Origin of the sequence: Pseudomonas sp. GZD-222, from assembly GCF_049310525.1 — a bacterium.
Lineage (GTDB): Bacteria > Pseudomonadota > Gammaproteobacteria > Pseudomonadales > Pseudomonadaceae > Aquipseudomonas.
Genome location: NZ_JBMOWO010000119.1, coordinates 1 through 22,870, shown reverse-complemented (window position 1 = coordinate 22,870; position 22,870 = coordinate 1). Strand labels below are relative to the sequence as shown.

At 61.2% G+C, this 22,870-nt stretch carries 20 protein-coding genes and 1 pseudogene; 10 read left to right on the top strand and 11 right to left on the bottom strand.

Annotated elements, in window-relative coordinates; translation table 11 throughout:
- From ACO6VD_RS23150 to ACO6VD_RS23120, 7 genes are all read right to left on the bottom strand, one after another.
- On the bottom strand, positions 1-1,655 hold a 1,655-nt coding region (locus ACO6VD_RS23150; RefSeq protein WP_422422319.1), incomplete at its 3' end, for a T6SS effector phospholipase Tle3 domain-containing protein.
- Positions 1,642-4,209: a type VI secretion system Vgr family protein gene (locus tag ACO6VD_RS23145; RefSeq protein ID WP_422422318.1), complete on the bottom strand. Its 2,568-nt coding sequence runs from the start codon at positions 4,207-4,209 to the stop codon at positions 1,642-1,644. The genes ACO6VD_RS23145 and ACO6VD_RS23150, both read right to left, overlap by 14 nt.
- 370 nt (positions 4,210-4,579) lie before the next feature.
- Entirely contained in the window at positions 4,580-5,788 is a 1,209-nt protein-coding gene (locus ACO6VD_RS23140) for an MFS transporter (protein WP_422422317.1), read from the bottom strand.
- 73 nt (positions 5,789-5,861) lie between these two features.
- A complete protein-coding gene (locus ACO6VD_RS23135; protein ID WP_422422316.1) occupies positions 5,862-6,899 on the bottom strand; it encodes a heme-dependent oxidative N-demethylase family protein in 1,038 nt (345 codons plus the stop codon).
- Between the two features lie 17 nt (positions 6,900-6,916).
- Positions 6,917-7,885, bottom strand: a complete 969-nt coding sequence (locus tag ACO6VD_RS23130) for a PDR/VanB family oxidoreductase (protein ID WP_400173120.1) — start codon at positions 7,883-7,885, stop codon at positions 6,917-6,919.
- Entirely contained in the window at positions 7,882-8,487 is a 606-nt protein-coding gene (locus ACO6VD_RS23125; protein ID WP_422422315.1) for a dimethylamine monooxygenase subunit DmmA family protein, read from the bottom strand. The genes ACO6VD_RS23130 and ACO6VD_RS23125 overlap by 4 nt, the downstream gene beginning before the upstream one ends.
- Before the next feature lie 62 nt (positions 8,488-8,549).
- Complete coding sequence (locus ACO6VD_RS23120) at positions 8,550-9,974, bottom strand: gamma-aminobutyraldehyde dehydrogenase (protein ID WP_422422314.1); 1,425 nt, start codon at positions 9,972-9,974, stop codon at positions 8,550-8,552.
- Between the two features lie 283 nt (positions 9,975-10,257).
- On the opposite strand from ACO6VD_RS23120, the gene ACO6VD_RS23115 reads away from it, so the two are divergent.
- The 8 genes from ACO6VD_RS23115 (at position 10,258) to ACO6VD_RS23080 (ending at position 17,536) form a co-directional block, all read left to right on the top strand.
- On the top strand, positions 10,258-11,034 hold the full coding sequence (locus tag ACO6VD_RS23115; RefSeq protein WP_400173123.1) for a FadR/GntR family transcriptional regulator: 777 nt from the start codon (positions 10,258-10,260) through the stop codon (positions 11,032-11,034).
- 67 nt (positions 11,035-11,101) lie between these two features.
- Positions 11,102-11,851 (top strand): cache domain-containing protein, encoded by a 750-nt coding sequence (locus ACO6VD_RS23110; protein WP_400173124.1) that lies wholly within the window; start codon positions 11,102-11,104, stop codon positions 11,849-11,851.
- Between the two features lie 225 nt (positions 11,852-12,076).
- A complete protein-coding gene (locus ACO6VD_RS23105) occupies positions 12,077-12,673 on the top strand; it encodes a hypothetical protein (protein ID WP_422422313.1) in 597 nt (198 codons plus the stop codon).
- Between the two features lie 9 nt (positions 12,674-12,682).
- Entirely contained in the window at positions 12,683-13,519 is an 837-nt protein-coding gene (locus tag ACO6VD_RS23100) for a DUF6502 family protein (RefSeq protein WP_422422312.1), read from the top strand.
- Positions 13,516-15,147: a DUF5666 domain-containing protein gene (locus ACO6VD_RS23095; protein WP_422422311.1), complete on the top strand. Its 1,632-nt coding sequence runs from the start codon at positions 13,516-13,518 to the stop codon at positions 15,145-15,147. Before ACO6VD_RS23100 ends, ACO6VD_RS23095 begins: the two co-directional genes overlap by 4 nt.
- A 90-nt stretch (positions 15,148-15,237) precedes the next feature.
- Complete coding sequence (locus ACO6VD_RS23090) at positions 15,238-15,987, top strand: hypothetical protein (RefSeq protein ID WP_422422310.1); 750 nt, start codon at positions 15,238-15,240, stop codon at positions 15,985-15,987.
- A 112-nt stretch (positions 15,988-16,099) separates the two neighbouring features.
- Positions 16,100-16,744, top strand: a complete 645-nt coding sequence (locus tag ACO6VD_RS23085) for an MBL fold metallo-hydrolase (RefSeq protein ID WP_330079877.1) — start codon at positions 16,100-16,102, stop codon at positions 16,742-16,744.
- Positions 16,745-16,840: 96 nt separating this feature from the next.
- Positions 16,841-17,536 (top strand): OmpA family protein, encoded by a 696-nt coding sequence (locus tag ACO6VD_RS23080; protein WP_422422309.1) that lies wholly within the window; start codon positions 16,841-16,843, stop codon positions 17,534-17,536.
- A gap of 150 nt (positions 17,537-17,686) precedes the next feature.
- Here ACO6VD_RS23080 and ACO6VD_RS23075 read toward each other — a convergent pair whose 3' ends face one another.
- From ACO6VD_RS23075 to ACO6VD_RS23060, 4 genes and pseudogenes are all read right to left on the bottom strand, one after another.
- A complete protein-coding gene (locus ACO6VD_RS23075; protein ID WP_400174160.1) occupies positions 17,687-18,262 on the bottom strand; it encodes a hypothetical protein in 576 nt (191 codons plus the stop codon).
- 152 nt (positions 18,263-18,414) lie between these two features.
- A complete protein-coding gene (locus ACO6VD_RS23070; protein ID WP_422422308.1) occupies positions 18,415-19,317 on the bottom strand; it encodes an acyltransferase in 903 nt (300 codons plus the stop codon).
- 2 nt (positions 19,318-19,319) lie between these two features.
- Positions 19,320-21,416 (bottom strand): phosphate acetyltransferase, encoded by a 2,097-nt coding sequence (pta, locus tag ACO6VD_RS23065; RefSeq protein WP_422422307.1) that lies wholly within the window; start codon positions 21,414-21,416, stop codon positions 19,320-19,322.
- Positions 21,417-21,578: 162 nt separating this feature from the next.
- Positions 21,579-21,698 (bottom strand): annotated as a pseudogene (locus ACO6VD_RS23060) (DUF3565 domain-containing protein); the annotation flags it as partial.
- Here ACO6VD_RS23060 and ACO6VD_RS23055 point away from each other — a divergent pair.
- Both ACO6VD_RS23055 and ACO6VD_RS23050 read left to right on the top strand, forming a co-directional pair.
- Positions 21,667-22,152 carry an FKBP-type peptidyl-prolyl cis-trans isomerase gene (locus tag ACO6VD_RS23055; protein ID WP_028944158.1) on the top strand — a complete coding sequence of 162 codons (486 nt, stop codon included), beginning with the start codon at positions 21,667-21,669 and terminating at the stop codon, positions 22,150-22,152. The pseudogene ACO6VD_RS23060 and the gene ACO6VD_RS23055 overlap by 32 nt on opposite strands.
- Before the next feature lie 155 nt (positions 22,153-22,307).
- Positions 22,308-22,790 (top strand): glutathione peroxidase, encoded by a 483-nt coding sequence (locus tag ACO6VD_RS23050; RefSeq protein WP_422422306.1) that lies wholly within the window; start codon positions 22,308-22,310, stop codon positions 22,788-22,790.
- The last annotated feature ends 80 nt before the right edge of the window (positions 22,791-22,870 follow it).

The window sequence follows — 22,870 nt, the reverse complement described above, 5'->3', positions numbered from 1 at the left end:
TTGGGCGTTTCTTCGCGTTCGATCCGGTAGTGATCCTGGGTCTTCAACATGGCGTTGCCCGACACCGGGGTCTGGCGTAGCGCGGCGGTCTGGTCCCCAGCCTCCTTGCCGTGGTTCCAGCGTTCGCGCTCAACCTCCAGAACCACCCGGGTGGGACTGTTGTGCACGTAGATCCATTGGAAGCGGGCGGCCGGATTGCCCAGGGCGTTGCTCTGGCTGACATCGTCGGGACGGTCCAGGCCGGCGCGGGTGGGCGTGCCAGGTTGCGCTTCGCCGCCGAACATCTGCGGCGCATGGGGCGGGTTCAGCGCCTCGGCATTGACCAGGCGCGTTTGCTGCTCGGGGATCGGCGCTTGAGAAGCGGCGGCGGCCATGCTCCAGCCACCGGGGTAACGCGGCTCACCGGCGGCGCGCAGGTATTCCAGCCCCGGCGCCTTGCCGACCAGCACCGGGGCACCGTCACGCTGGCGCTTGGTCCACAGGCGTTGATAGAAGCCCTGCGCGTGCAGGGCGCTCATCGCCGCGGTGCCGTCCGGCAGGCTGTCCGGCACGCCGTAGGTGCCGATGCCTTCGACGTCGTCCAAAGCCACGGTGGTGTCGTCGGGGCAGAAGTACAGGTAGACCTTGCCGCGATTGTCGCGCTCGGAAAATACCCTGAGGTTTTGCGCTTTATCCAGCCGGGTGCCTTGCCCGGCCGACCAGCGCGGGCCGCTGCGGCCGCCATAGGTGGCGAGTTCTCTGAGCTCGGCCAGCGCTGGCCGTGGATGCTTGTTGCAGGTGACGGCGCTGACGATGTTGATCAGGGTCGCCAGGGTGTCGTGGTCCTCGGGCGTGACCTTGGGCAGCACGCTGTAGGGCGAGGCCACCATGATCAGGGTGTCGGCGCAGCGCTCGCCCTGGTCGACCAGCATGGCCTGGGCCAGCAGGCTGATCAGGGTGCCCTGGCTGTGGCCCATGACGGTGATGGTGTCGTTGGCCGACACCCGGCGGATCTCGCGGATCAGCATGGCCAGGCGGGCGGCGGCCAGGACGAAGTAGCGCCGATGAGGCGCCTGGCCCATGTACAGGGTATTGGGCAACTGGGTTTGCGCGACATGGCGGATCAGCTTGTCGAAGCCCTTGCCATACATGTCCAAGAGGTTGTTGGTGGCATTGGCAAAGAAGCCGCCGCCTTTGGCGAAGTGGCGGTCCAGGCGGTTGTTGTAGATGTCCTGGTACTGGTCGCGCAGCTTGACCGGGTCGTCGTTTTCATCGCGCTTGATCTCGTCGGGGGCGGCTCGGTAGCCCCAGTAGAACGGGATCATCAGGCTGCGGGTTTTCGGAGTGTCAGTATCGCGGCGATAAAGATGCGTGTCGGGATCGTCGAGCAGGTTTTTCTGATAGTTTTCCAGCTCTTCATAAGGTTGTTTCTTGGCCTCGCTGTAGTCGGCACCATAGCGTCCCGCCTTGAGATCCGGCCGATCCAGGCGCTCATTGACACCCTGGCACAACCCCGTCTCCACCGATTCGTAAGAGGCGCCCGGGTCATTGACGCCGTGGAGGAAGATCACCACGCCGGGCAGGTCGGCGGGCACCTCCATTCTGATCGGTGTGTGGCAGTTGGGGATCAGGCGTATGGTTCTCTCTGCGACGCTGTATGGCTCAGGATTGCTCATCGGTTTCTTCCTTGCTGGTACGCACTGCGGCCACGCTGCCTTGGTGCATGAGTGGACGCTGCACCTGTTGCGACAGGCCGCTGGAGTCGGTCGCTCCTTGCACCGAACTGCCATCGTCGAGTGCAAATTCATAGGCATGAGCTGCTGCTGGCCGGTTGCTTTCGTCACTGTCACCGGGATAGTGCAGTGCCACGCGCTGCGCGGCCGGATCGCGGCTGAAGGAGGGCGTGATGGCTGCATCGGTCTTGGGGCCACGCCAGTCATGCTTACTGGCATAGATAGTGGCCACACCCTGGGTACCGATCTCGACACCTCCCGCGCCGATCCTGATGTAGCTGCCGTCATCGGCGACCAGGCGAATGGTGGGGGCGGTCATCAGGATTTCATCTTCGCGGGCCGACAACTGCAGGCTTTTCTGGGCATTGACGGTGATGTCGTCTTCCTGGGCCTGCACCAATACCTTGCCGCGGTTGGCAATGGCGCTGATGCCTTCGTCCTGGGCAAAGGCCGACAGCCCTCTGCCCGCGTGCAGGCGCATGCCGGCGCCGCTGCTCAATTGCAGGTGGTCGCGGGCGGTGGTGTCGTGGTTTTCACCGGCGTAGTGAACCTGGGAGCCCGGTGTGGCGCTGGTGATGCCTGCTTCGGCCACCGTGGCCATGACTGCGGCTCCCGTCGCGCTGCTATCGGGAGCCGGCCATTGGTTGAGCGACTGTTGCAGTGCCTCGATGCCCTGGCTGTTCATGGCCTGACCACCGCGTGCCGCGGCGGTTTGGCCAAGGGCGTCGAATAGCTGGTGGCATTCGCCGAGAAGCTCCAGCAGTTCCTGGCGGTCCAACTGCGCCCCTTGTGCCTGATGACGGGCAAAGGTGGTCAGCAGCATTCCCTGAGCGGCGCGCAAGGCAATCGCGGCATCGGTGCGCAGCTCCGCACCATCGCCGCGGGACTGGGCTGAGCCATCGGTGCGAGGGGTGACCAGCTTGCCCAGGTTCAAGGCGCTGGCTTGATGGGTTGTGCCCAGCCGCGCGCGCAACGCACCGGGGGTATCGTCGAAGACCAGCTCGTTGAAACCCTTGCCCTTGTGCTCCTGGCTCTTGATGCCTGACAGCGCCCGATCACCGGGAAGTCTCGAGGCTTTGCTGAAGTGCGGCGGATAGTGCTCGGCGTTGTAGAGCACCGAAGTGACCAAGGGGCGGTCAATATCACCTGCCAGAAAGGTCACCAGCACTTCCTGGCCGATTCGTGGCACGAACTGATGGCCGAAGCCGCTGCCAGCACTGGGCATGGCTACCCTGAGCCAGGTCGTACCTTGAGGGTGGTTGTCCCCTCGCTGCCAGTGAAAGCGGACTTGGATCCTGGCCAGTTCATCGGTAAACACCTCTTCACCTGCAGGGCCCACCACAATGGCGCTGAGTGGTCCCGCAATGCTGGGGCGAGGGACAGTGAGCGGATGGCGATAGGGGATCTTCTGGCGAATACAGACAAAGGTGTTGTCGTAGCTGGCAGGCTGATCGGTCAGGTAGTTGTTACTGCCCTGGTGCTTGACCTTCAGTATCAGGAATTGGCGGTCTTCAGGTGTGTCTCCATCGTGGTCGAAGTGCTGGGTCAGCTCAAATGTGTAGCCCGGGCGCAGGGCACGACAGTTGCTGGCGCCCTGAAAGGTTTTGCCGTTTACCTCCAACGCTTCCAGGCGATGACGTAACAGCAGCTCGGCCTCACTGGGCAGTCGATGGCTGTAATGCCCGAGGAAATCGTAAATCTCGTAGTGCTCGATATCTCCCTGATTGTTGAGGGTGTTCATGCTTGAGTGCAACGGGTTGCGAGGCTGACGATAGTCAAATGTCTGGATGGCCATGCTGCCTGAGTGCAAGGCTCGCTGGCTGCTCCATGCCGTGATGGCGTCGGCACTCTCGGTGACGGACGCGCTGTGGTAACGGATGCGTGGCTGTTCGGGGAGTGGGCTCAAGTAAGCTGATGCGTCGGTGATAATCAGCGTATGGCCTTGCTTTGAATGGTCGAAGTAGAAAAATAGCCCTTCGTGCTCCAGCAGCCGCAAGACGAAGTCCAAATCGCTTTCACGATATTGAGTGACATAACTGTTTGGCTTGAGCGGTCGACTTAGATGGAACTCGAAACTGGCCAATGCACCATAGTGAGCGAAGACGGTGCGAATAATGGCTTCGATTGTTTGCTCCTGGAATATTCGACAATCCTGTCGATGCGTCAGCATCCATAGCCAAGGCTTCAGGGTTGCGCAGTAATGTGCCAGACCGCCATCGCTTCTCAGCAGGCTGAAGCTGCTGAAGTAGCCATGGATATAGCGTGGCTCACCAGCAGGCAGCTCGACTTGCAGATGTGCGGGTTGCCCGATAAACGATTTCAGTTCAATGAAGGCATTCTGGCTGATCAGCGATAGCTCAACGTTGGACAGGGTTGATAATCCTTCGTTGCCGGTAAAACTCTCCAGTAACAGTTCCTCTGTGTTGCTGTGTGGAGTCGTCAGTTTGATCAGGCGCCGATGTTGAGCCGTAAATAAGGGTGTCAGGTCCTTTAACATTTGTACTCCAGCATCAGTAACAAATAGCCGGGCGGGTTTAGTCTGGTGCCGGGGGAGGCCGTCACAAGCACAAATTTGAAAAAGGAATTAAATTGATTGTCTAACGGTTTGTATGCAGAAAGCGTCTGAGTTGTAAGTAGGGGTGTAGGAGAATTTTTGTGGGAAAATTCGCTGTAACTAAGGTGGCCGATACGTGTTCACGTTCAATATCACGGCTACATGAGTCATCCCTTTCACTGGATAGCGTGAGATGGAGGACCCAGCCTCACAGGAATAATTTCGCGTAGTGCAAACAGATCGGGCGCCATCATGGCGCCCGACTGAGGTGTCCAGAATCATCAGGCCAGTTCGCGATGCGCTGGCCCGCTGACTAGATCGCCGCCGCCAGCCTCAGACCGGCCTCTTCCCGACGAATACTCGCCAGCGGAATGATCACCAGCAGCAAAGTCAGCAGCACTGTGACGGCAATCCCCCAGGCCGCCAGGCTGAAGCCGCCCAGCGAAATCAGGCCACCGGAAATTGCCGGCCCTACGGCCAGGCCCAGGCTCAGGAAGCTGCTTGCCGCGGCAACCACACGGCCTTCGCGATCCAGCGCCGCCGCCAGGCCGGTGAGGTAACTGAGGGCATAGAAATAGGTGACGCAGATGGTCATCACGCCCACGGTGTACAGGGTCTTGGAGTGCTCACCGAGCACGTAGCTCAGGCTGGTCGCGCCGGTCAGCAGGATCGCCAGGATCACCGGTGTGCTCAGGCCGAAACGCTTGCCGACCATCGCCGCCAGCAGCGGGCCGATCAAGCCGACAAACGACTGGAAGGACAGCAGCACACCCAGCTCGTCGCCGTTGTAGCCGACCATCGTGCCGATCCGCTCGACAAACGCCCAGCCCATGGTGTCGCGGGCCTGGAAGACGAACATCGCCAGCATCATGCAGATCGCCGGCAGGCTCAGCAGGACATTGCCCGAACCACCCTTGGCACCCTGCAGGCTGACACTGGCCTCCATCACCGGGGCACGCTGCGGCATCGCCGGAATCGCCAGCAGCATCACCGCCATGGTCGCGGCCATGGCGTAATACAACCCGGGCAAGCCATACAGGGCCATGACCTTGGCGTAACCGAGCATCACCACGATCATCAGCAGTACCGACAGCACGTTCATGTGCCCGGCGATGCGATCCGGTTGTTTGGCACTGGATACGCAGGCATTGCCACAGGCCAGCGCCAGGCCAGCGCCAATCCCGGCGACACAACGTACGGCGGCCAGCGAGTAGAGCTCGGTCATGCTCGCACTGACCAGGTTGGCGACGATCGCCAGCAAGGTCCCGAGCAGCGCCAGGGTGCGGCGCGGTGCGCGGCCCATGAACGGCGCCACCAGCAACGAGGCGAGCATGGTGAAGATGAATTCGGCTGACATCAAAATGCCGGCTTGGGCTTCATTGAGCTTGAGGTCGTTGATGATCGCGCTGATCAGAAACGGTAGGGCCCACAGCCCGAGCAGGCCGACACCGTAGGCGGAACCTGCAGCGGAGAACACCAGACTCCAGCTTTCAGGCAGAAAATGACTTATTGTTTTTTTCATCGGGGTAATCCCTGGTTGGCAAGCACGCGGTGCAAAAAAGCGCGCCGTTCAGGCGCGCTGGTAGTCTGGATAGTTACTGCTGGCTTTCGTCCACCGGCGTGCCGTCATCGTATTGCGACAGCCAGGTGACCATCGCATCGCGATAACGGGTGAAGCCCTTGTAGTCGACCAATTCCTGGTCAAGGTCGCGGATAACCCGGTGCATGCGTTTGGCCCACTGCGGAGCGAACTCGGCCAGTTGCTTGAGGCTCACCAGATAGGTGCGCACCGGGAACAGCACGGCATTACTGCGCGGCAGACGATGCAACGGTTGCAGCTCAATACGCAAATTGACCAGATCACCGGCATTTTCGGCGGTGACCACGGTGCGATCCGGGGCCCAGTCCGGCAGGGTCTCGGCCGAGGTTTCCAGGCGTGGATTGACTGTGATCGACCAGTTGGTGCGACGTACCGGATGGCCAGGGCGCAGGCGTAGGAGGAACTTCAGCGCTCGTTGCAGGATGCCCATTTCATGCAGCTTCGGCACCGGGCCGTGGAACTCCATGAAGCTCATGCCGAGGTTGAAACGCAGCGAGTAGTCGGCGCGCTGGGTGGCCATGCCGGCGCCCATGACCAAGGTGTCGTCACGCTCCTCGAGGAGGATGAATTCGCCCTGGGCCTGGCGGGTGATGTATTCCATCGGGTCCATCGGCAGGGTGCTGGCGTCACCGAAGGTGAAGGTCTGATCAATCTGTAGCGGACGATTGATCCAGTGCCACTGGCTGCCGTTCTTCTCCAGGGTGAAGTGCTCGGGGAAGTCCCGCGAGTACGACTCCATCAGCAGCTCCAGCAGGTCCCACTGGGCTTCCATCATGTGCGGCAGGGCGGCGTAGTGCACACCCGGTTGCTCGTCGAGGGTCTTGGCGCGGTGATGGCATTCGGAGATGTAATGCTCGTCGATATCGAACTGGGCGCGCAGCGCGCCCTTGCCGAAGGGCACATGTGGCTCGACGTTCATCGAGTACATGTACTGGTCTTCCGGGTAAGGGAACGGCAGGCGCGTGATGGCGTCACGGCTGTTGCTGTAGGTGTAGTCGCCGGAATAGGTTTCGATTGGCTTGAAAACGGTCATGACGTTGGTTCCTGTTATTAGAGGTCTACGACCAGGCGGCTACCGCAGGCGCGGGACACGCACGGCATGAATTTGCGTTTGCTCAGCTTGTCTTCTTCGCTGAGCCAGTCGTCGCGGTGGTCCAGCTCGCCGTCGACTTCCAGTACTTCGGTCTCGCAGTAACCGCAGGCACCGCCGCGGCACAGGTAGGGCACCTTGTAGCCGGCCTGTTCGGCGGCTTCGAGCAGCGACTGGTCGGGTGGCACTTCGATGGTCACGCCCTGGCGGGCCAGGGTGACGCTGAACGGCTGGCCGTTGGAGCCCTGCTCGACAAAGCGCTCGTAGTGGATGTGGCTGTCGGTCCAGCCCAAGGCGTGGGCGCTGTCGAGGGTGTCGTCGATCATGCTGTCGGGGCCGCAGACATACACATGGCTGCCCAGCGGGCGGGCGCTGAGGATCTGGCGGATGTCCATGCGCGCCTCCTGGCCTTGCACGTACAGGTGCACGCGTTCGCCGTAGCGCGCCTGCAACTCCAGGCCCAATGCGCGGTGTTCCGGCCCGCGTACCGCCAGGTGCAGTTCGAAATCGGCCTGCTTGATGTGCAGCTCTTCCATCTGCGAGTACACCGGGGTGATACCCACGCCGCCCGCGATGAACACGTGCTGACGGGCATGCTTGGCCAGCGGGAAGAGGTTGGCCGGTTGCAGGATCTGCAGCAGTGCGCCTTCTTCGACGGCGTCATGCAGGTGACGCGAGCCGCCACGGCCGTCTTCGACCCGACGCACGGCGATCTGGTAGGCGCTGGAGTCGTACGGCGAACCCATCAGCGAGTAAGCGTTGCGGTGGGTCTTGTCACCGTCCTCCATCACCACGACCACATGGCTGCCGCCAGAGAATGCCGGCAGGTGCTTGCCGTCCGGATCAACGAAGGTGAATCGCTTGATTTCCGGGGTCAGGGTCTCGATGCGCGTTACCCGTACGCTCAGGGTTCCGTTGTGAGTATTCATGTATCCAGCTCCTCGGCAGGTGGCATTTCGCCCGGGACTTCGCCGTCGGCCTTGATGCCCTGGAAGGCGGCCAGACGACGGGAGTAGTGGTCGCGCACGACCAGGTCGAGCTGGCAGCCGGGGCAGGTGAACACGCGGTGAGTAACGTTCTCGGTGTAGGTGTCGCAGTGCGCGCACCAGACCCGGCGAACCAGGGTGCCACTGTGTTCGCGCAGCACTTCGTCACGGTTCAGGTCGACCGCGTTGGCGGCCTGCATGGTGGTGCCGATGAAACTTTCCGAGCCGCTCAGGTACAGGCGGGTGCCCATGTGCGCGGTGTCCAGCAGGCGGCGCAGGCCTTCGATCAGCGCCTGGTTGCTGTCGAACACCTGCAGGTCGCCGGCCTCGGCATCGCGCAACGCGGCGAGGTGGTTGTGCCCGGAGAAGGACTCGGTGGAGTAGAGCAGGGTGCTGTTGTCACGCTGCGTCGGGGTCATGTCGCCGATCAGGCGCAGCATGGCCGCGCCGCCACTGCCCTGGCCGACGATCAGGTGGCGCAGGCCGCCTGCCATCGGTTGCAGGTGGTCATAGACCGGGCGGCTTTTGATGCCGGTGATAAGCATGGCATATTACCTATTATTTTATATGTTTATAGTGGGCCAAATCAGCGGTGCCGGTTACACACTTAGTGCTTGAACATCACGTGGCGTACGCAGGTGTAGTCTTCCAGGCCGTACATCGACATGTCCTTGCCGTAACCCGAGTGCTTCATGCCGCCATGGGGCATTTCACTGACCAGCATGAAATGCGTGTTCACCCAGGTGCAGCCGTACTGCAGGCGCGCAGCCAGGCGGTTGGCGCGGCCGACATCGCGGGTCCAGACCGAGGAGGCCAGGCCGTAGTCGGAGTCGTTGGCGAAGGCCAGGGCCTGGGCTTCGTCGCTGAACGGAGTGACGCTGACCACCGGGCCGAAGACCTCGCGCTGAACGATTTCATCATCCTGGCGGGCGTCAGCCAGCACGGTGGGTTCGAAGAAGAAGCCAGGACCTTCGACGCGCTTGCCGCCGGTGATCACGCGGATATGGGGCTGGTCTTTGGCGCGGTTGACGAAACCTTCGACACGCTGCAGATGATCTTCGGTGATCAACGGGCCGAGCTCGGTTTCTGGATCGTCCTGCAGGCCATGGCGAATGCTGCCTACTGCTTCACCGAGTTTTTGCACGAAGGTCTCGTAGACGCCTTGCTGGACATACAGGCGGCACGCGGCTGTGCAATCCTGGCCGGCGTTGTAGAAGCCAAAGGCACGAATGCCTTCTACCGCGGCATCGATATCGGCGTCGTCGAAGATCAGTACCGGGGCCTTGCCGCCCAGTTCCATGTGCGTGCGTTTCACGCTGCTGGCGGTATTGGCGACGATGCGTGCGCCGGTAGCCACCGAGCCGGTCAGCGACACCAGGCGTACCTTGGGGTGAGTGACCAATGGCTCGCCAACGCTCGGGCCGCGGCCAAAGAGAATGTTGACCACGCCCGCAGGGAACAGCTCGGCGATGATCTCAGCCAGCTTCAAGGCGGTCAGCGGGGTTTGCTCGGACGGTTTGAGTACCACGCAGTTGCCAGCAGCCAGGGCTGGGGCCAGCTTCCAGGCGACCATCATCAACGGGTAGTTCCACGGCGCAATCGAGGCCACGACGCCCAGCGGGTCGCGGCGAATCATCGAGGTGTGCCCCGGCAGGTACTCGCCACCGGCGGAGCCGTTGAGGCAGCGGCTGGCGCCGGCGAAGAAACGGAAGACGTCGGCAATCGCCGGGATTTCGTCATTCAAGGCAGCCTGGAACGGCTTGCCGCAGTTTTGTGATTCGAGGCGGGCGAGGGTCTGCGCCTCGGCTTCAATGCGGTCGGCCAGCTTCAACAGCAACTGGGCGCGGTCCTTGGGCGGGGTTTGCGCCCAGGCGTCGAAAGCCTGATCGGCAGCCTGCACCGCCGCATCGACCTGTGCGCTGCTGGCCTCGGCGATGTCCACCAGTACCGTGCCCAGGGAGGGGTTGTAAACGGCGTGGCGTGCGCCTTCACCGTCGACCAGCTGGCCGTTGATCAGGAGTTTGGTTTGCATGGCGTATCCCTTGGTTGGTCTTGTAGGTTGAGAATCGCTGGGCCCAATGCGCGGCGCAGAGGTACATTTGCCCGCTGTTCACACTAAACATATAAAAACATATCTTAATGTTCGTGGTTTGCCAACTGTCCATCTGTCGGCTTGAAAATGCCTTTTCGAGGGTTTTTTTCGTCATTCCAGGGTGAAATCGACAGTGTCGGTGGCCGCGCAATCGCTATAAGATACGAAACTGAACGTTTAGCAGGCTCCATCTGGGCCAATACATGCTGACTATGGAGAGCCGATGAGTGCCCTGAATACAGCCCGTAGTACTGCCTTCATCCGGCTGCGCCAGGAAGGCCGCACCGATGAAGTGGCGCGGCGGCTGGTCGAAGCGATCGAACTGGGCCTGTTCGCCGAAGGGCAGCAACTGCCCAGCGAAACCGAATTGGCGCTGCAACTGGGTGTCGCCACCGTGACCTTGCGCGAAGCCCTGGTGGTGCTGCGTCAGCGCGGCCTGATTGAAACCCGCCGTGGGCGCAATGGCGGCAGTTTCGTCTGCGCGCCGGTGGAGTTGCCCGAAGGTTTGTTGCTGCAGAAACTGCGCGAGATGAGTGGACCGGACCTACGCGATCTGGGTGACGAGCAAATGGCAATTTCCGGAACGGCCGCGCGACTGGCCGCTCAGCGTGGTTCACGCGAGCAGTACGCACGCATCGCCCAGCACATCGAAACGTTGAAACAGGCCGGAACGCGCCTGGCACGGCATCGCGCCGATGCCCGTTTTCATATTGAAGTGGCCGCGGCGGCGCAGTCGCTGCGCCTGACCCATGCGGAGATGCGTTTGCAGTCGGAAGTGGGCGAGTTGCTCTGGCTGGAGGCCGCTGGCGGTGGTGATGTCACCGTGGTCGAGCACGAGCACCGGGCGATTCTTGAAGCCTTGCTCAGCAATGACACGGTGCTGGCCGGCGCCCTCGCCGAGGCGCACGTCAGCCGCGGTATCAAGCGCCTGATCAGCCTGCGTCTGGAATTGCTGGCCGGTAGTGACGAAGAAGAACAGGCCGGCGCGGTAATTGCCTAGACCTTCGTGGGTTTGACCGGAAACCCGAACGGATAATAATAAAGCCAACCCTGCGTGAGGTAATGTCATGTTTGCCCTGAGCGAAAACGATCCCCTGTGTGCTTGCGCTCGGCAGCTCAACAGCACGCTGGAGAGCATCTTCAGTCAGGTCCGCCAACTGGTGGATGAAACCCTTGAACTCTGGGAACGCGTACTGGCCGAAGGTCGCCAGCCCAATGCCAAGGACCTCGCCCTGCTCAGGCCGGCGATTGACCGACAATTGCTGGCCACCGGTGCTTTCGGCTGTGGCGGCGGGGTGATTCTCGAACCGGGTAGCCTTAGCGATCAGCACATGCACCTGGAGTGGTGGTACCTGGCTGATGCGGGCAAGACCCTGCCGCTGCGGCCCAACTTCGACCGGCGCCGGGAGAATTTTTACGATTACACCGCGGCGCCCTGGTTCAGCCGCCCGCGCGACTCCGGCACCAGCAGCGTCGAGGGGCCCTACGTGGACCTCTACGGCACCAACATGTACGTGCTGACCTTCACCATGCCCATTTTCGTGCAGGGGCGCTTCATTGGTGTGGCGGGGCTCGACCTGTCGTTGCACAACGTCGAGCGCATGCTGGTGCGCAGCCTGATGCGCCTTGCACATGAAGCGGTGTTGATATCTGCCGATGGTCGGGTGATTGCGTCCAATACCGCGAACTGGATGGTCGGTGACCTGGCGCCCCGGTTGCTCGATCCCGCGCTGAGCGAAGGCGTTCGCCTGGTATTGGCCGAGCCAGAAGCGGGCTGGTCGCTGATTCGTCTACCGGGTTTGCGTAACGCAGCCTGAAGCATCGCCAGCAGGCGAAACGTCGCGCTGGCCGTCTCCCACCTTTTTTCGTCGATTCGAATTGGCCGCCATCGGTCGGCTTTCTCCTGCGTTGCTTGAATCCCTGGGTGACTGGGTCTAGGTTTTTCATGTGGGAAAAATTCCCACGCATCAAAAAGTAGAAAAACAAACAACGATTTCCGACTTGATATGACGTTTCTCACGGTAATGACCAGGAGACGGAAGATGCAGACTCATCGGTTTTTCAAGAAGGCGCTTTTGGCAATGGCCATTGGCGGCGTGCTATCAGCCTCTATGGTGTTGGTCCCCGATTCGATTTCCCATGATTCCAGTGCCTACGCCAAGGATGGTGGCGGAGGGGGTGGCGGTCACGGTGGCGGTGGCGGCGGTGGGCACGGCGGCGGTGGAGGTGGCGGGGGAGGACACGGTGGCGGCGGTGGCGGCGGTCATGGCGGTGGTGGCGGCGGTTCTGGCGGTCATGGTGGAAGTGGCAGCGGTGGTGGCCATGCTGGCAACGGCAGTGGTAGCAGCGGTCATAGCGGTAGTGACCATGGCGACGCCGGCCAAGGCCAGGCCGGGAACTCGAACTCCGGGCGCAGCAGCAACCACTCAGAGCCTGGTGATGACCATGGCAATCATGTGGGTGGTGAGCCCGGTGATGATCATGGCAATCACGTCGGCGGCGAGCCTGGCGATGACCATGGCAATCACGTTGGCGGTGAGCCTGGCGATGATCATGGCAATCATGTGGGCGGCGAGCCGGGCGATGACCGTGGCAATCACGCCGGCGGCGAACCTGGTGACGACAACGGCAGGAGCTGATTGACGGCAATGCAATCACCAACACTTCCACCTTCACTGCTGAGCGCTTTGCGCCGGGTCATGCGTCCGCTGGTGCGCCTGATGCTGCGCAAAGGCGTCACCTACACGGTGTTCGCCGATGTGCTCAAGGAGGTATTCGTTGATGTGGCTGATCGTGAGTTTCGTCTGGATGACAAAGCGCCGAGCGACAGCCGCATCAGCCTGCTCACGGGCATTCATCGCAAGGATGTACGTCGCCTGCGCCACGAGGGTGACACGGCGAGCATGGTGCTCCCGGAGAACATTACGCTGGGCGCGCAACTGGTCAATGTCTGGACCAACAGCCAACCTTTCTGCAAAGCGGTTGGGCAGGCATTACCTTTGCCGCGCCTGGCAAGTGTTGGCGGTGAGGTCTCCTTTGATGCACTGGTAGCGAGGGTCAGCACGGACATTCGTGCACGGGTAGTGCTCGACGAATGGTTGCGTCTGGGCGTCGTGCGAGTCGATGAGCAGGACTGTGTACACCTCGAAGCCCAGGCATTTTTGCCCCAGAAAGGCTTTGATGAAAAAGCCGCCTACCTGGGCCATAACCTGCACGACCATGCCAGCGCTGCAGTGCATAACATGAGTGGGCAAGGGCAGCCTTTTTTCGAGCGTAGCGTGCACTACGACGCGCTGGCACCGGTAAGCGTTGAGGTCCTGCGCGAGGCGGTGGCCAGCGAGGGTATGCAGACCTTGCTCGGATTCAGCCGACTTGCTGCAGAGCTGGAAGACCGAGACCTGTCCAGCCAGGAACCACGACAGCGCATCACTATCGGGCTGTATTTCTACACTGAGCCCAATTCGCCGCCGACGCCTCGCCCATGATCCGACCTCTGCGCCGCCTTCATGCCGTTGCCATCGTCCTGGGTCTCGCGTTGACCCTGGGGTTCCCTGCATGGGTAGGCGCAGCACCGGCCTGTATCAGCCGCGATGAAGTCGGCATGGCCGGGGCAACCGAGTTGCAGTCTCCTGGTGGCACCGGTGGTACCGGAGTCAGGCCGGGAGGGACAGGTGGCACAGGCATCCAGAGTGACAACGGCGGTGTCGGAGGGACTGGTGCGCCCATCCAACAGCGCCCTGGAGGAACGGGGGGCACTGGTACACCGATCTGGTCACCGGGAGGCACCGGTGGCACCGGTATCGTCGGCACCATCACCGGCTTTGCCTCGATCTGCGTCAATGGCATGGAGGTGCACTTCGGCAAAGACGTACCGGTGAGCGTGAACGGCGTTGCGGCCAGCAGCGATCACCTGGCAATTGGTCAGGTGGTTGCAGTGGAGTCTTTTGCATCCAAGCGAGGTCTGGAGGCTGGTCGCATCTCGATCCTGAACGTTTATGAAGGGCCACTGACGGCACTGCCACATGCTTCGTCGCCACTGCGGGTGATGGGGCAGGCGGTGCATCTGGCGCAGGGCGCGCGGGTCGCCGAAGGCTTGCGTCCGGGCGAGCCGGTCAGGGTCAGCGGGCTTCGCAATGCCCAAGGCGAGGTAGTCGCCAGTCGCATCGAGCGAGCACCCGGGCTCAAGGACGCCAGTGCGATTGGATCGATAGATCGCACCGGTAGCTTGCAGGGGCTGAAGCTGGGCAGTCGCGTGGCACCCACGCAGGAAGTGCTGGTGCGTGGCCAGTGGTCGGGTCGCCAGCTGGAGGTCGCTCAGAGTCGTCCTGATCCGAGCCTGCCGTTTGCCGGTCGGGTCCACAACGTTGTCATTGAAGGCCTGGTGCAAGGCCGTCAGGACCAGCGTCTGGTGGTCGGGGGCTTCAACGTGACGATGGGCCGCGAAACGCTGGTCGTTGGTGAGCAGCCCGCCAGGCTGGCACTGGATCAACGTGTGCGGGTCAGCGGGGTGCTCAGTGGTGAAAGAGAAGTGAGGGCTGCTCGTGTCGAACTGCATGTCGACCGCGCCGATACGCCGGGCAGGGAGCGTTCCGGGCCTAACAACCGCCTGGACGACGATTCTGAACAGCGTACAGACCACTCCGGTAGTGGCGACAGTGGGGCTGAAGACAGCGGGAAGTCTGGCGCTGTGGATCACTCTGGAAAGACAGAGCAGGTCGAGAAAGTCGAGCAGCCCGAGAAGGAGGACCATAGCGGACGTTCTGACAAGGTCGAGAAAGTAGAGAAGGCTGAAAAGGTCGAGAAAGTGGAGAAAGTTGAAAAGGCCGATAAATCAGAACGGCCTGAGAAGGTTGAAAAGGTCGAGAAAGCAGACAGGCCTGAAAAGGTCGAGAAAGTAGAACGGCCTGAGAAGGTAGAAAAGGTCGAGAAAGTAGAACGGCCTGAGAAGGTGGAAAAGGTCGAGAAAGTAGAACGACCTGAGAAGGTGGAAAAGGTTGAGAAAGTAGAACGGCCCGAGAAGCTGGAAAAGATCGAAAAGCCCGAGAAAATAGAAAAAATCGAGAAAGTAGAGAAGACCGAAAAAGTAGACCGTCCGGAACGATCGGGTCATTAGGTGTTGGCACTGAGGCCATCAACAATCTGTTGATAAGCAACTAGGCTGGGTGAGTCCGATGGCGTTTCCTTCCGGGACCTTGAGGTGACGATGAGACCCACGCTCACGCTGTTCGCCAGCCTGCTTGCCAGCTTCAGCGTACCTGCTCTGGCCGGTACCTTTAGCACAGCCATTGGCCTGGACTATTCAAGCGGTGACTACGGCACCGATACCACGTCGGAAATCTGGTACCTGCCAGTGGTGGGCAAGTACGAAACCGGCCCCATGACCTACAAAGTCACCGTGCCCTGGCTACGCATCACCAATCCTGAAGTCGGGCCGGATGGCGATCCGTTGCCCGGTGGTTGCCATGATGTGGAAAGCGGCCTGGGCGATACCGTTGCCAGCGCAGGTTATGCCGTGCTCGATGGCAGTGAAGGCGGTGTGTTGGTGGATCTGATCGCTAAGGTCAAGTTCCCCACGGCGGATGAAGACCAGTGTCTGGGCACCGGTAAAACCGACTACTCCGCCCAGGTCGATGTCGCCAGAATGTTTGGCCCGGTGACGGGCTTTGCAACGCTGGGTTGGAAGAAATTCGGCGACCCGCCCGACAGTGATTTCGACGATCCGCTATTCCTCAGCCTTGGTTTCGCCACGCCCGTGGCGGTGCGCACCACGGCGGGTGCCTCCTATGATTGGCGGCAGAAGGTTGTCTCCACGGGATCGCAGATCCAGGAACTCACCCTGTTTGTCACCCATAAGCTCAGCCAGCAGTGGAAGGTCCAGCTGTACGCGGTCAAGGGTTTTTCCGACGCCAGCCCGGATGCCGAGGGCGGGCTGATGGTCTTTCACTCGTTTTGATCGCGTGGGCGCCGAGCCTGTGCATTGATCCGCGTCAGGTAGCTTGTCGTACTATGCTCGCCCATGTTTGCGTACTGCGCCAAAATGGGCCATCAATCTTCAAGGAACCCTCATGGAATCCGGAAAACCCGCGCTCATCCGCGAAACCTTCCCCGTCGGCCCGTTGCAGTGCAACTGCACCATCATCGGCGACCCGATCAGCAAAAAGGCCATCGTTGTCGATCCGGGTGGCAACCATGAGCAGATCCTTGCCCGCCTGGATGCGCATGGGCTGAAGGTGGTGAGCATCATCCACACCCACGCCCACCTGGATCATTTCCTCGCTTCCGGGCAACTGAAGGAAAAGACCGGCGCCACCTTGCATTTGCACAAGGACGATCAGTTCCTCTGGGACAACCTGGAAATGCAGTGCCAGATGTTCGGCGTGCCGTACACGCCGGTGCCGTCGCCAGACCGCTGGTTGGCCGATGACGAGGAGCTGGCTTGTGGTTGCGGCGTTGCATTGCACACGCCGGGGCATACACCGGGGTCGATGAGTTTCTGGTTTGCCGACGCCAAGCTGCTGATCGCCGGCGATACCCTGTTCCGTCGTGGCATTGGACGTACCGATTTGTGGGGCGGTGACCAGGCGACTATCGTTCGTTCGATCAAACAGCGCCTGTACAGCCTGGATGAGGACGCCACGGTCGTCACCGGTCATGGCCCGGATACTCGCCTGGGTGACGAGATGCGCCAGAACCCTTTTGTACGCGCCTGAGATTTACGGAATTTTTTTGCGTTGGCGCAATCCAAGGCTGGCACAGAACCGCAAAGCGGTCTGCCTGCACTTTCGAATTACAGTAGGAGCTTGTCCATGTTCACCATGCGTCGTTTGATTATCGTCGCTACCGTTGCCGCGCTGATGACCGGTTGTGCGAGCCAGAACCCGTACGACAGTCAGGGCCAGGCGCAACAAGGCTCCACCGGGATGAGCAAGACCGCCAAGTACGGCGGCCTGGGTGCGCTGGCCGGTGCTATTGCCGGTGCGGCAATCGACCACAACAACCGTGGTAAAGGCGCATTGATCGGCGCCGCCGCCGTTGGTGCTGCCGCTGCCGGCTACGGCTACTACGCCGACAAGCAGGAAGCTGCGCTGCGCGCGAGCATGGCCAACACCGGTGTTGAAGTGCAGCGTGAGGGCGATCAGATCAAGCTGATCATGCCGGGCAACATCACCTTCGCGACCGATTCGGCGAACATTGCTCCGAGTTTCTACTCGCCGCTGAACAACCTGGCCAACTCCTTCAAACAGTTCAACCAGAACACCATTGAAGTGGTCGGCTACACCGACAGCACTGGCAGCCGTCAGCACAACATGGACCTGTCGCAGCGCCGTGCACAGTCTGTGGTCTCTTACCTGACCTCCCAGGGGGTCGATGCCAGCCGTGTGACGGCCCGTGGCCTGGGCCCGGACCAACCGATTGCCAGCAACGCCGACGCCAACGGCCGTGCGCAAAACCGTCGGGTAGAGGTCAACCTCAAGCCGATTCCTGGTCAGCAGTACCAGTAAGTTTCGACAGATGTGAAAAAGGGGAGCCAGCTGGCTCCCCTTTTTTGTATTGTAGGAGCGGATTTATCCGCGATGGACGACAAAGTCGTCCCATTCCCCGTGAAGGGGGGCGCTATGCGCCCCATCGCGGATGAATCCGCTCCTACAAAATCAGTGCTTGGTAGTGATCTTCAGTACATCGGTGAAGACCATGTCGACCGTCTGGCCAACCTCCAGTTTATCCATCTTTTTCTGCAGTTCTGGATCTTCAACCTTCACCACCTTTTGCGCGCCTTCAGGCGGCAGCAGGGTGACTTCATGGGTTTTCAGATCAATCTTGGTGATCTTCGAGGTGACTTTGACCTGACGGAAGGCTTCGCCGCCCGGGTTCGGATTGTCCTTGGTCGCGCGGATGATCCCGGCTTCTTTGCTGACACCCGGCTCACCTCCGACTTTGGTGTCCAGCACTGTCGCCACAGAGCGGTTGACCTTGATATTGACCTGGTCGCCGACCTTGAGGTTGTGCAGGTCTTTAGCGTTCTCGCTCAGCTGGATCGGCACCTGGGAATCATTGGGACCAGCTACCGTTACCAGGCGCTTGTCGACATCGACGGCGAGGACCTGGGTGTCGACAATTTTTTCACTGGCGATCGCATCGATCAGCACATCTTCGGCCTGTACCGAGAAACTGGCTGCAGTCATGAGTGAAGCAAGGGCGATGGCGTGGGTCAGTGGGCGCAGTTTCATAGGCATGCATTTCCGTGTGATGGCTATTGAGAAACATCGTGGGAAGAGCATAGATGCTGGAGGGGATTTCGTGGGCGGCGGGAAGACTTTCTGTTGATCTGCCTCAGTCCCAAGGGGAAGAAACCTTCCCGCTTGGGTGAGTTGCCGCGAGATCAGGCCGGGGTGTTGTGCTGCAGGCGCTCGAGCAGGGCATCCTTGTCTTGCCACAGCTGGTTGATCCATTGCTGGAAGGCCAGGCGATAGGCCTCATCCTGGTCGTAGTTCTTGCCCAGGAACTCAGCCGGAATCGCCAGCTCTTCCAGATGCACGACGATGTGTTTGACCCGTCCACACAGCAGGTCCCAGAACCCTGGCGCACCGTCTGGGTAGTGGATGGTGACGTTGACGATCGATTGCAGTTGCTCGCCCATGGCATCGAGCACGAATGCAATGCCACCGGCCTTGGGCTTGAGCAGGTGCTTGAACGGCGATTGCTGCTGGCGATGCTTGCCCGCGGTGAAGCGGGTGCCTTCAGCAAAATTGAAGATGGCCGTGGGTTTGCCGCGGAACTTGGCGCAGGTACGGCGCGTAGTTTCCAGGTCTTTGCCGGCTTTTTCCGGGTGCTTGGCCAGGTAGGCCTTGGAGTAGCGCTTCATGAACGGAAAGCCCAGTGCCCACCAGGCCAGGCCGATCACCGGCACCCAGATCAATACCTGCTTGAGGAAGAACTTCAACGGCCGAATACGGCGGTTGAGCACGTACTGCAGCACCAGGATATCCACCCAGCTCTGGTGATTGCTGGTGATCAGGTAGCTGTGCTGATAATCGAGCCCGGCCAGGCCTTCGACCTGCCAGCGGGCTTTGCCCAGCAGGTTGATCCAGGCATTGTTGTTGCTGATCCAGGCCTCATGGATATGACGCATCAGTTCGTCGGTGACCCGCTGCGCCGCCGCGAACGGCAGGCACAGCTTGAACAGGCTGACAATGAACAACGGGGTGCAGCAGACAATGGTGTTGAGCCCCAGCAGCAACGAGGCAATAACCCCGCGCAGTGGCGCGGGTAGCAATCCGAGCATAATCAGCTATCCAGTGAGCGGTTGGCCTGAATCGCAGTCAGGGCAATGGTGTAGACGATGTCATCGACCTGGGCGCCGCGCGGCAGGTCGTTGACCGGTTTGCGCAGGCCTTGCAGCATCGGCCCGAGGCTGACGCAGTCGGCGCTGCGTTGCACCGCCTTGTGGGTGGTGTTGCCGGTGTTCAGGTCGGGGAACACGTAGACCGTTGCACGTCCTGCCACCTGGCTGTTCGGTGCCAATTCCCGGGCGATCTCCAGGTTGGCGGCGGTGTCGTACTGCAACGGGCCGTCGATCTGCAGGCTGCGTTGGCTTTCCTGGGCCAGCAAGGTGGCTTCGCGGACTTTCTCCACTTCCTCGCCGCTGGCCGAGTCACCGCTGGAGTAGCTGATCATCGCCACACGCGGCGCAATACCGAAGGCTTCGGCGGAGTCGGCGCTTTGCAGGGCGATTTCCGCCAGCTCGCTGGCAGTGGGGTGCGGGTTCATGACGCAGTCGCCATACACCAGCACTTGCTCGGGGAATAGCATGAAGAATACCGACGACACCAGGCTGCAGCCCGGCGCGGTCTTGATCAGTTGCAGGGCGGGTCGGATGGTGTTGGCGGTGGAGTGGACCAGCCCGGAGACCAGGCCGTCGACCTCGTCCAGGGCCAGCATCATGGTGCCGATCACCACCGGGTCTTCCAGTTGCTGCTCGGCCATGGGCGCGTTGAGGCTCTTGCTCTTGCGCAGGTTGACCATCGGCTCGACATAACGCTCGCGGATCAGGTCCGGGTCGAGGATTTCCAAGCCTTCGGGCAAGCTAATGCCCTGGGCGCGAGCCACCGCCTGGACGTCGTCCGGCTTGGCCAGCAGCACACAGCGGGCAATGCCACGGGCCTGGCAGATGGCGGCGGCCTGCACGGTCATCGGCTCGGCACCTTCGGGCAGGACGATGCGCTTGTTGGCTTGCTGGGCACGCTGGATCAGTTGATAGCGGAACACTGCTGGCGACAGACGCAACTCACGCGGGGTGCCGCAGCGCTGGTGCAGCCAGTCGGCATCCAGGTAACTGGCGACGAAATCGGTGATGATCTCCGCACGTTCGCGGTCATCCACCGGAATTTCCTTGTTCAGCTGGTTCAACTGGTTGGCCGTGTCGTAGGAACCTGTACTCACCGAGAGGATTGGCAAACCGGCCAGCAACGCCCCTTGGCACAGCTCAAGAATGCGCGGGTCAGGCTTGCTGTCGCTGGTCAGCAACAGGCCGGCGAGCGGCACGCCGTTGATTGCTGCCAAGCTCACGGCGAGGATGATGTCGTCGCGGTCGCCCGGGGTTACCACCAAGGTACCAGGCTTGAGCAGGGGTACAGTATTGGCCACGGTGCGGGCACAGATGATGATCTTGTTCATCCGCCGCTGTTCGTAATCACCGGCGTTGAGCACCTGGGCGCCGAGCAGCTCGGCCACATCGCGAGTGCGCGGGGCGTTGAGGTCGGCTTGATAGGGAATGCAGCCCAGCAGCCGGAAGTCATCGCCGCGCAGCAGCGGCGAGTGTTCTTTCAGGCGCTCGGCGAACACGCTCATGCTCTCGTCGGTGCGCACCTTGTTGAGGATCACACCGAGCACTTTCGGGTCTTTCGGCCCGCCGAACAGCTGGGCCTGTAACTCGACCCGGCCGGAGAGCTCGGTGAGCACTTCGTTTTCCGGGGCCGAAACCAGGATCACCTCGGCATCCAGGCTCTTGGCCAGGTGCAGGTTGACCCTTGCGGCATAGCTGGCGTGACGGGTCGGGACCATGCCTTCGACCACCACCACGTCTTTGCCGACGCACGCTTGCTGGTACAGGGTGATGATTTCTTCGAGCAGCTCATCGAGCTGGCCATCGCCGAGCATGCGCTCGACATGGGCCAGGCTCAGCGGCTGCGGTGGCTTGAGGCCGTGGGTGCGGGCGACCAGTTCGGTGGAGCGCTCGGGGCCGGTGTCGCCGGGGTGCGGTTGGGCAATCGGCTTGAAGAAGCCGACTTTCAGCCCGGCGCGCTCAAGGGTGCGAACCAGGCCCAGGCTGATGGAGGTCAGGCCGACACCAAAGTCGGTCGGCGCGATAAAAAATGTCTGCATGCGAGCTTCTCGAAATGAGCGGTGCACAAAGAATCAATTGCCAAGGGTATCGCTATCGGCACCCTGCCGGTAGCGGCTAATTTCGGTGGGAGCGGGCTTGCCCCGCGATTGCGGGCGATCAGTTACATCGTATCGCGGGGCAAGCCCGCTTCCACCGGGTAGGTCCCGTTTGTCCGGGTTGCGTTCGCTTTCAGGCGATGCGTTGGTTACACTTGTTCGCTCTACATTCTTATGCAAAAGGTCTCGCCCCATGCTGATCGCCGCCAACAAGGCTGTCTCCATCGACTATACCCTGACCAACGACGCTGGTGAGGTCATCGACAGCTCCGCCGGCGGCGCTCCGCTGGTCTACCTGCATGGCGCAGGCAACATCATTCCAGGCCTGGAAAAAGCCCTGGAAGGCAAAACTGCCGGCGACGAGCTGGAAGTGGCCATCGAGCCGGAAGACGCCTACGGCGAATACCTGGCTGAGCTGGTCAGCACCCTGAACCGCAGCATGTTCGAAGGCGTCGATCAGCTGGAAGTGGGCATGCAGTTCCACGCTTCCGCGCCTGATGGCCAGATGCAGATCGTTACCATCCGCGATCTGGACGGCGACGACGTGACTGTCGACGGCAACCACCCGCTGGCCGGTCAGCGCCTGAACTTCAAGGTCAAGGTCGTCAACATCCGTGACGCCAGCGAAGAAGAAGTAGCCCATGGCCACGTCCATGGCGAAGGTGGCCATCACCACTGATTTTCTGCGCTAAGCTCAGAGAGTCGCGAAGGCGCCCGGGCAAGACCGTCGCACTCCAGCAGGGGAAGACGGCTTGGCAGGGCGCCTTTTTAATGGGCTGGTGTTACTGATTGCAGCCCGCAGCGGCAACCGGGATCTGGAGAGGGGAGTACGTCATGAGTGCATTTCACGACCTGAAGTTACAGGCGTTGAATGGCCAGGAGTTGCCTCTGGCGCCGTTCAAGGGCCAGGTGGTGCTGGTGGTCAATGTCGCCTCCAAGTGTGGCCTGACCCCGCAATACGCAGCACTGGAAAACCTGTACCAGCAATACAAGGGTAAAGGTTTCAGTGTGCTGGGTTTGCCGTGTAACCAGTTTGCCGGGCAGGAGCCGGGCACAGAAGATGAAATCCAGCAGTTCTGCAGCCTGAATTACGGTGTGACCTTCCCGCTGGGTGGCAAGCTGGAGGTCAATGGCGCCGAGCGTCATCAGCTGTATCGCTTGCTGGCCGGTGAAGGCGCCGAGTTCCCTGGCGACATCACCTGGAACTTCGAGAAGTTTCTGGTGGGCAAGGACGGCCGGGTGCTGGCGCGCTTTTCGCCGCGTACTGCGCCGGATGATGCGACTGTGGTGCAGGCGATCGAAAAAGCGTTGGCCTAGAAGTCCTATCGCGGGGGAAGAACCCCCCCCCAAAGGGGGGGAAGGGTGTCCCCCCACCCTTTTTAACCACCCCAAACCCC

What these genes read in the sequence shown, in the direction of transcription:
- ACO6VD_RS23140 (WP_422422317.1), bottom strand. Translation starts at nt 5,788, where the DNA reads ATGAAAAAAACAATAAGTCATTTTCTGCCTGAAAGCTGGAGTCTGGTG.
- ACO6VD_RS23145 (WP_422422318.1), bottom strand. Translation starts at nt 4,209, where the DNA reads ATGTTAAAGGACCTGACACCCTTATTTACGGCTCAACATCGGCGCCTG.
- ACO6VD_RS23100 (WP_422422312.1), top strand. Translation starts at nt 12,683, where the DNA reads ATGCAATCACCAACACTTCCACCTTCACTGCTGAGCGCTTTGCGCCGG.
- ACO6VD_RS23135 (WP_422422316.1), bottom strand. Translation starts at nt 6,899, where the DNA reads ATGACCGTTTTCAAGCCAATCGAAACCTATTCCGGCGACTACACCTAC.
- ACO6VD_RS23130 (WP_400173120.1), bottom strand. Translation starts at nt 7,885, where the DNA reads ATGAATACTCACAACGGAACCCTGAGCGTACGGGTAACGCGCATCGAG.
- ACO6VD_RS23070 (WP_422422308.1), bottom strand. Translation starts at nt 19,317, where the DNA reads ATGCTCGGATTGCTACCCGCGCCACTGCGCGGGGTTATTGCCTCGTTG.
- ACO6VD_RS23095 (WP_422422311.1), top strand. Translation starts at nt 13,516, where the DNA reads ATGATCCGACCTCTGCGCCGCCTTCATGCCGTTGCCATCGTCCTGGGT.
- ACO6VD_RS23120 (WP_422422314.1), bottom strand. Translation starts at nt 9,974, where the DNA reads ATGCAAACCAAACTCCTGATCAACGGCCAGCTGGTCGACGGTGAAGGC.
- ACO6VD_RS23075 (WP_400174160.1), bottom strand. Translation starts at nt 18,262, where the DNA reads ATGAAACTGCGCCCACTGACCCACGCCATCGCCCTTGCTTCACTCATG.
- ACO6VD_RS23080 (WP_422422309.1), top strand. Translation starts at nt 16,841, where the DNA reads ATGTTCACCATGCGTCGTTTGATTATCGTCGCTACCGTTGCCGCGCTG.
- ACO6VD_RS23050 (WP_422422306.1), top strand. Translation starts at nt 22,308, where the DNA reads ATGAGTGCATTTCACGACCTGAAGTTACAGGCGTTGAATGGCCAGGAG.
- ACO6VD_RS23090 (WP_422422310.1), top strand. Translation starts at nt 15,238, where the DNA reads ATGAGACCCACGCTCACGCTGTTCGCCAGCCTGCTTGCCAGCTTCAGC.
- ACO6VD_RS23055 (WP_028944158.1), top strand. Translation starts at nt 21,667, where the DNA reads ATGCTGATCGCCGCCAACAAGGCTGTCTCCATCGACTATACCCTGACC.
- ACO6VD_RS23085 (WP_330079877.1), top strand. Translation starts at nt 16,100, where the DNA reads ATGGAATCCGGAAAACCCGCGCTCATCCGCGAAACCTTCCCCGTCGGC.
- ACO6VD_RS23105 (WP_422422313.1), top strand. Translation starts at nt 12,077, where the DNA reads ATGCAGACTCATCGGTTTTTCAAGAAGGCGCTTTTGGCAATGGCCATT.
- ACO6VD_RS23125 (WP_422422315.1), bottom strand. Translation starts at nt 8,487, where the DNA reads ATGCTTATCACCGGCATCAAAAGCCGCCCGGTCTATGACCACCTGCAA.
- pta (WP_422422307.1), bottom strand. Translation starts at nt 21,416, where the DNA reads ATGCAGACATTTTTTATCGCGCCGACCGACTTTGGTGTCGGCCTGACC.
- ACO6VD_RS23110 (WP_400173124.1), top strand. Translation starts at nt 11,102, where the DNA reads ATGTTTGCCCTGAGCGAAAACGATCCCCTGTGTGCTTGCGCTCGGCAG.
- ACO6VD_RS23115 (WP_400173123.1), top strand. Translation starts at nt 10,258, where the DNA reads ATGAGTGCCCTGAATACAGCCCGTAGTACTGCCTTCATCCGGCTGCGC.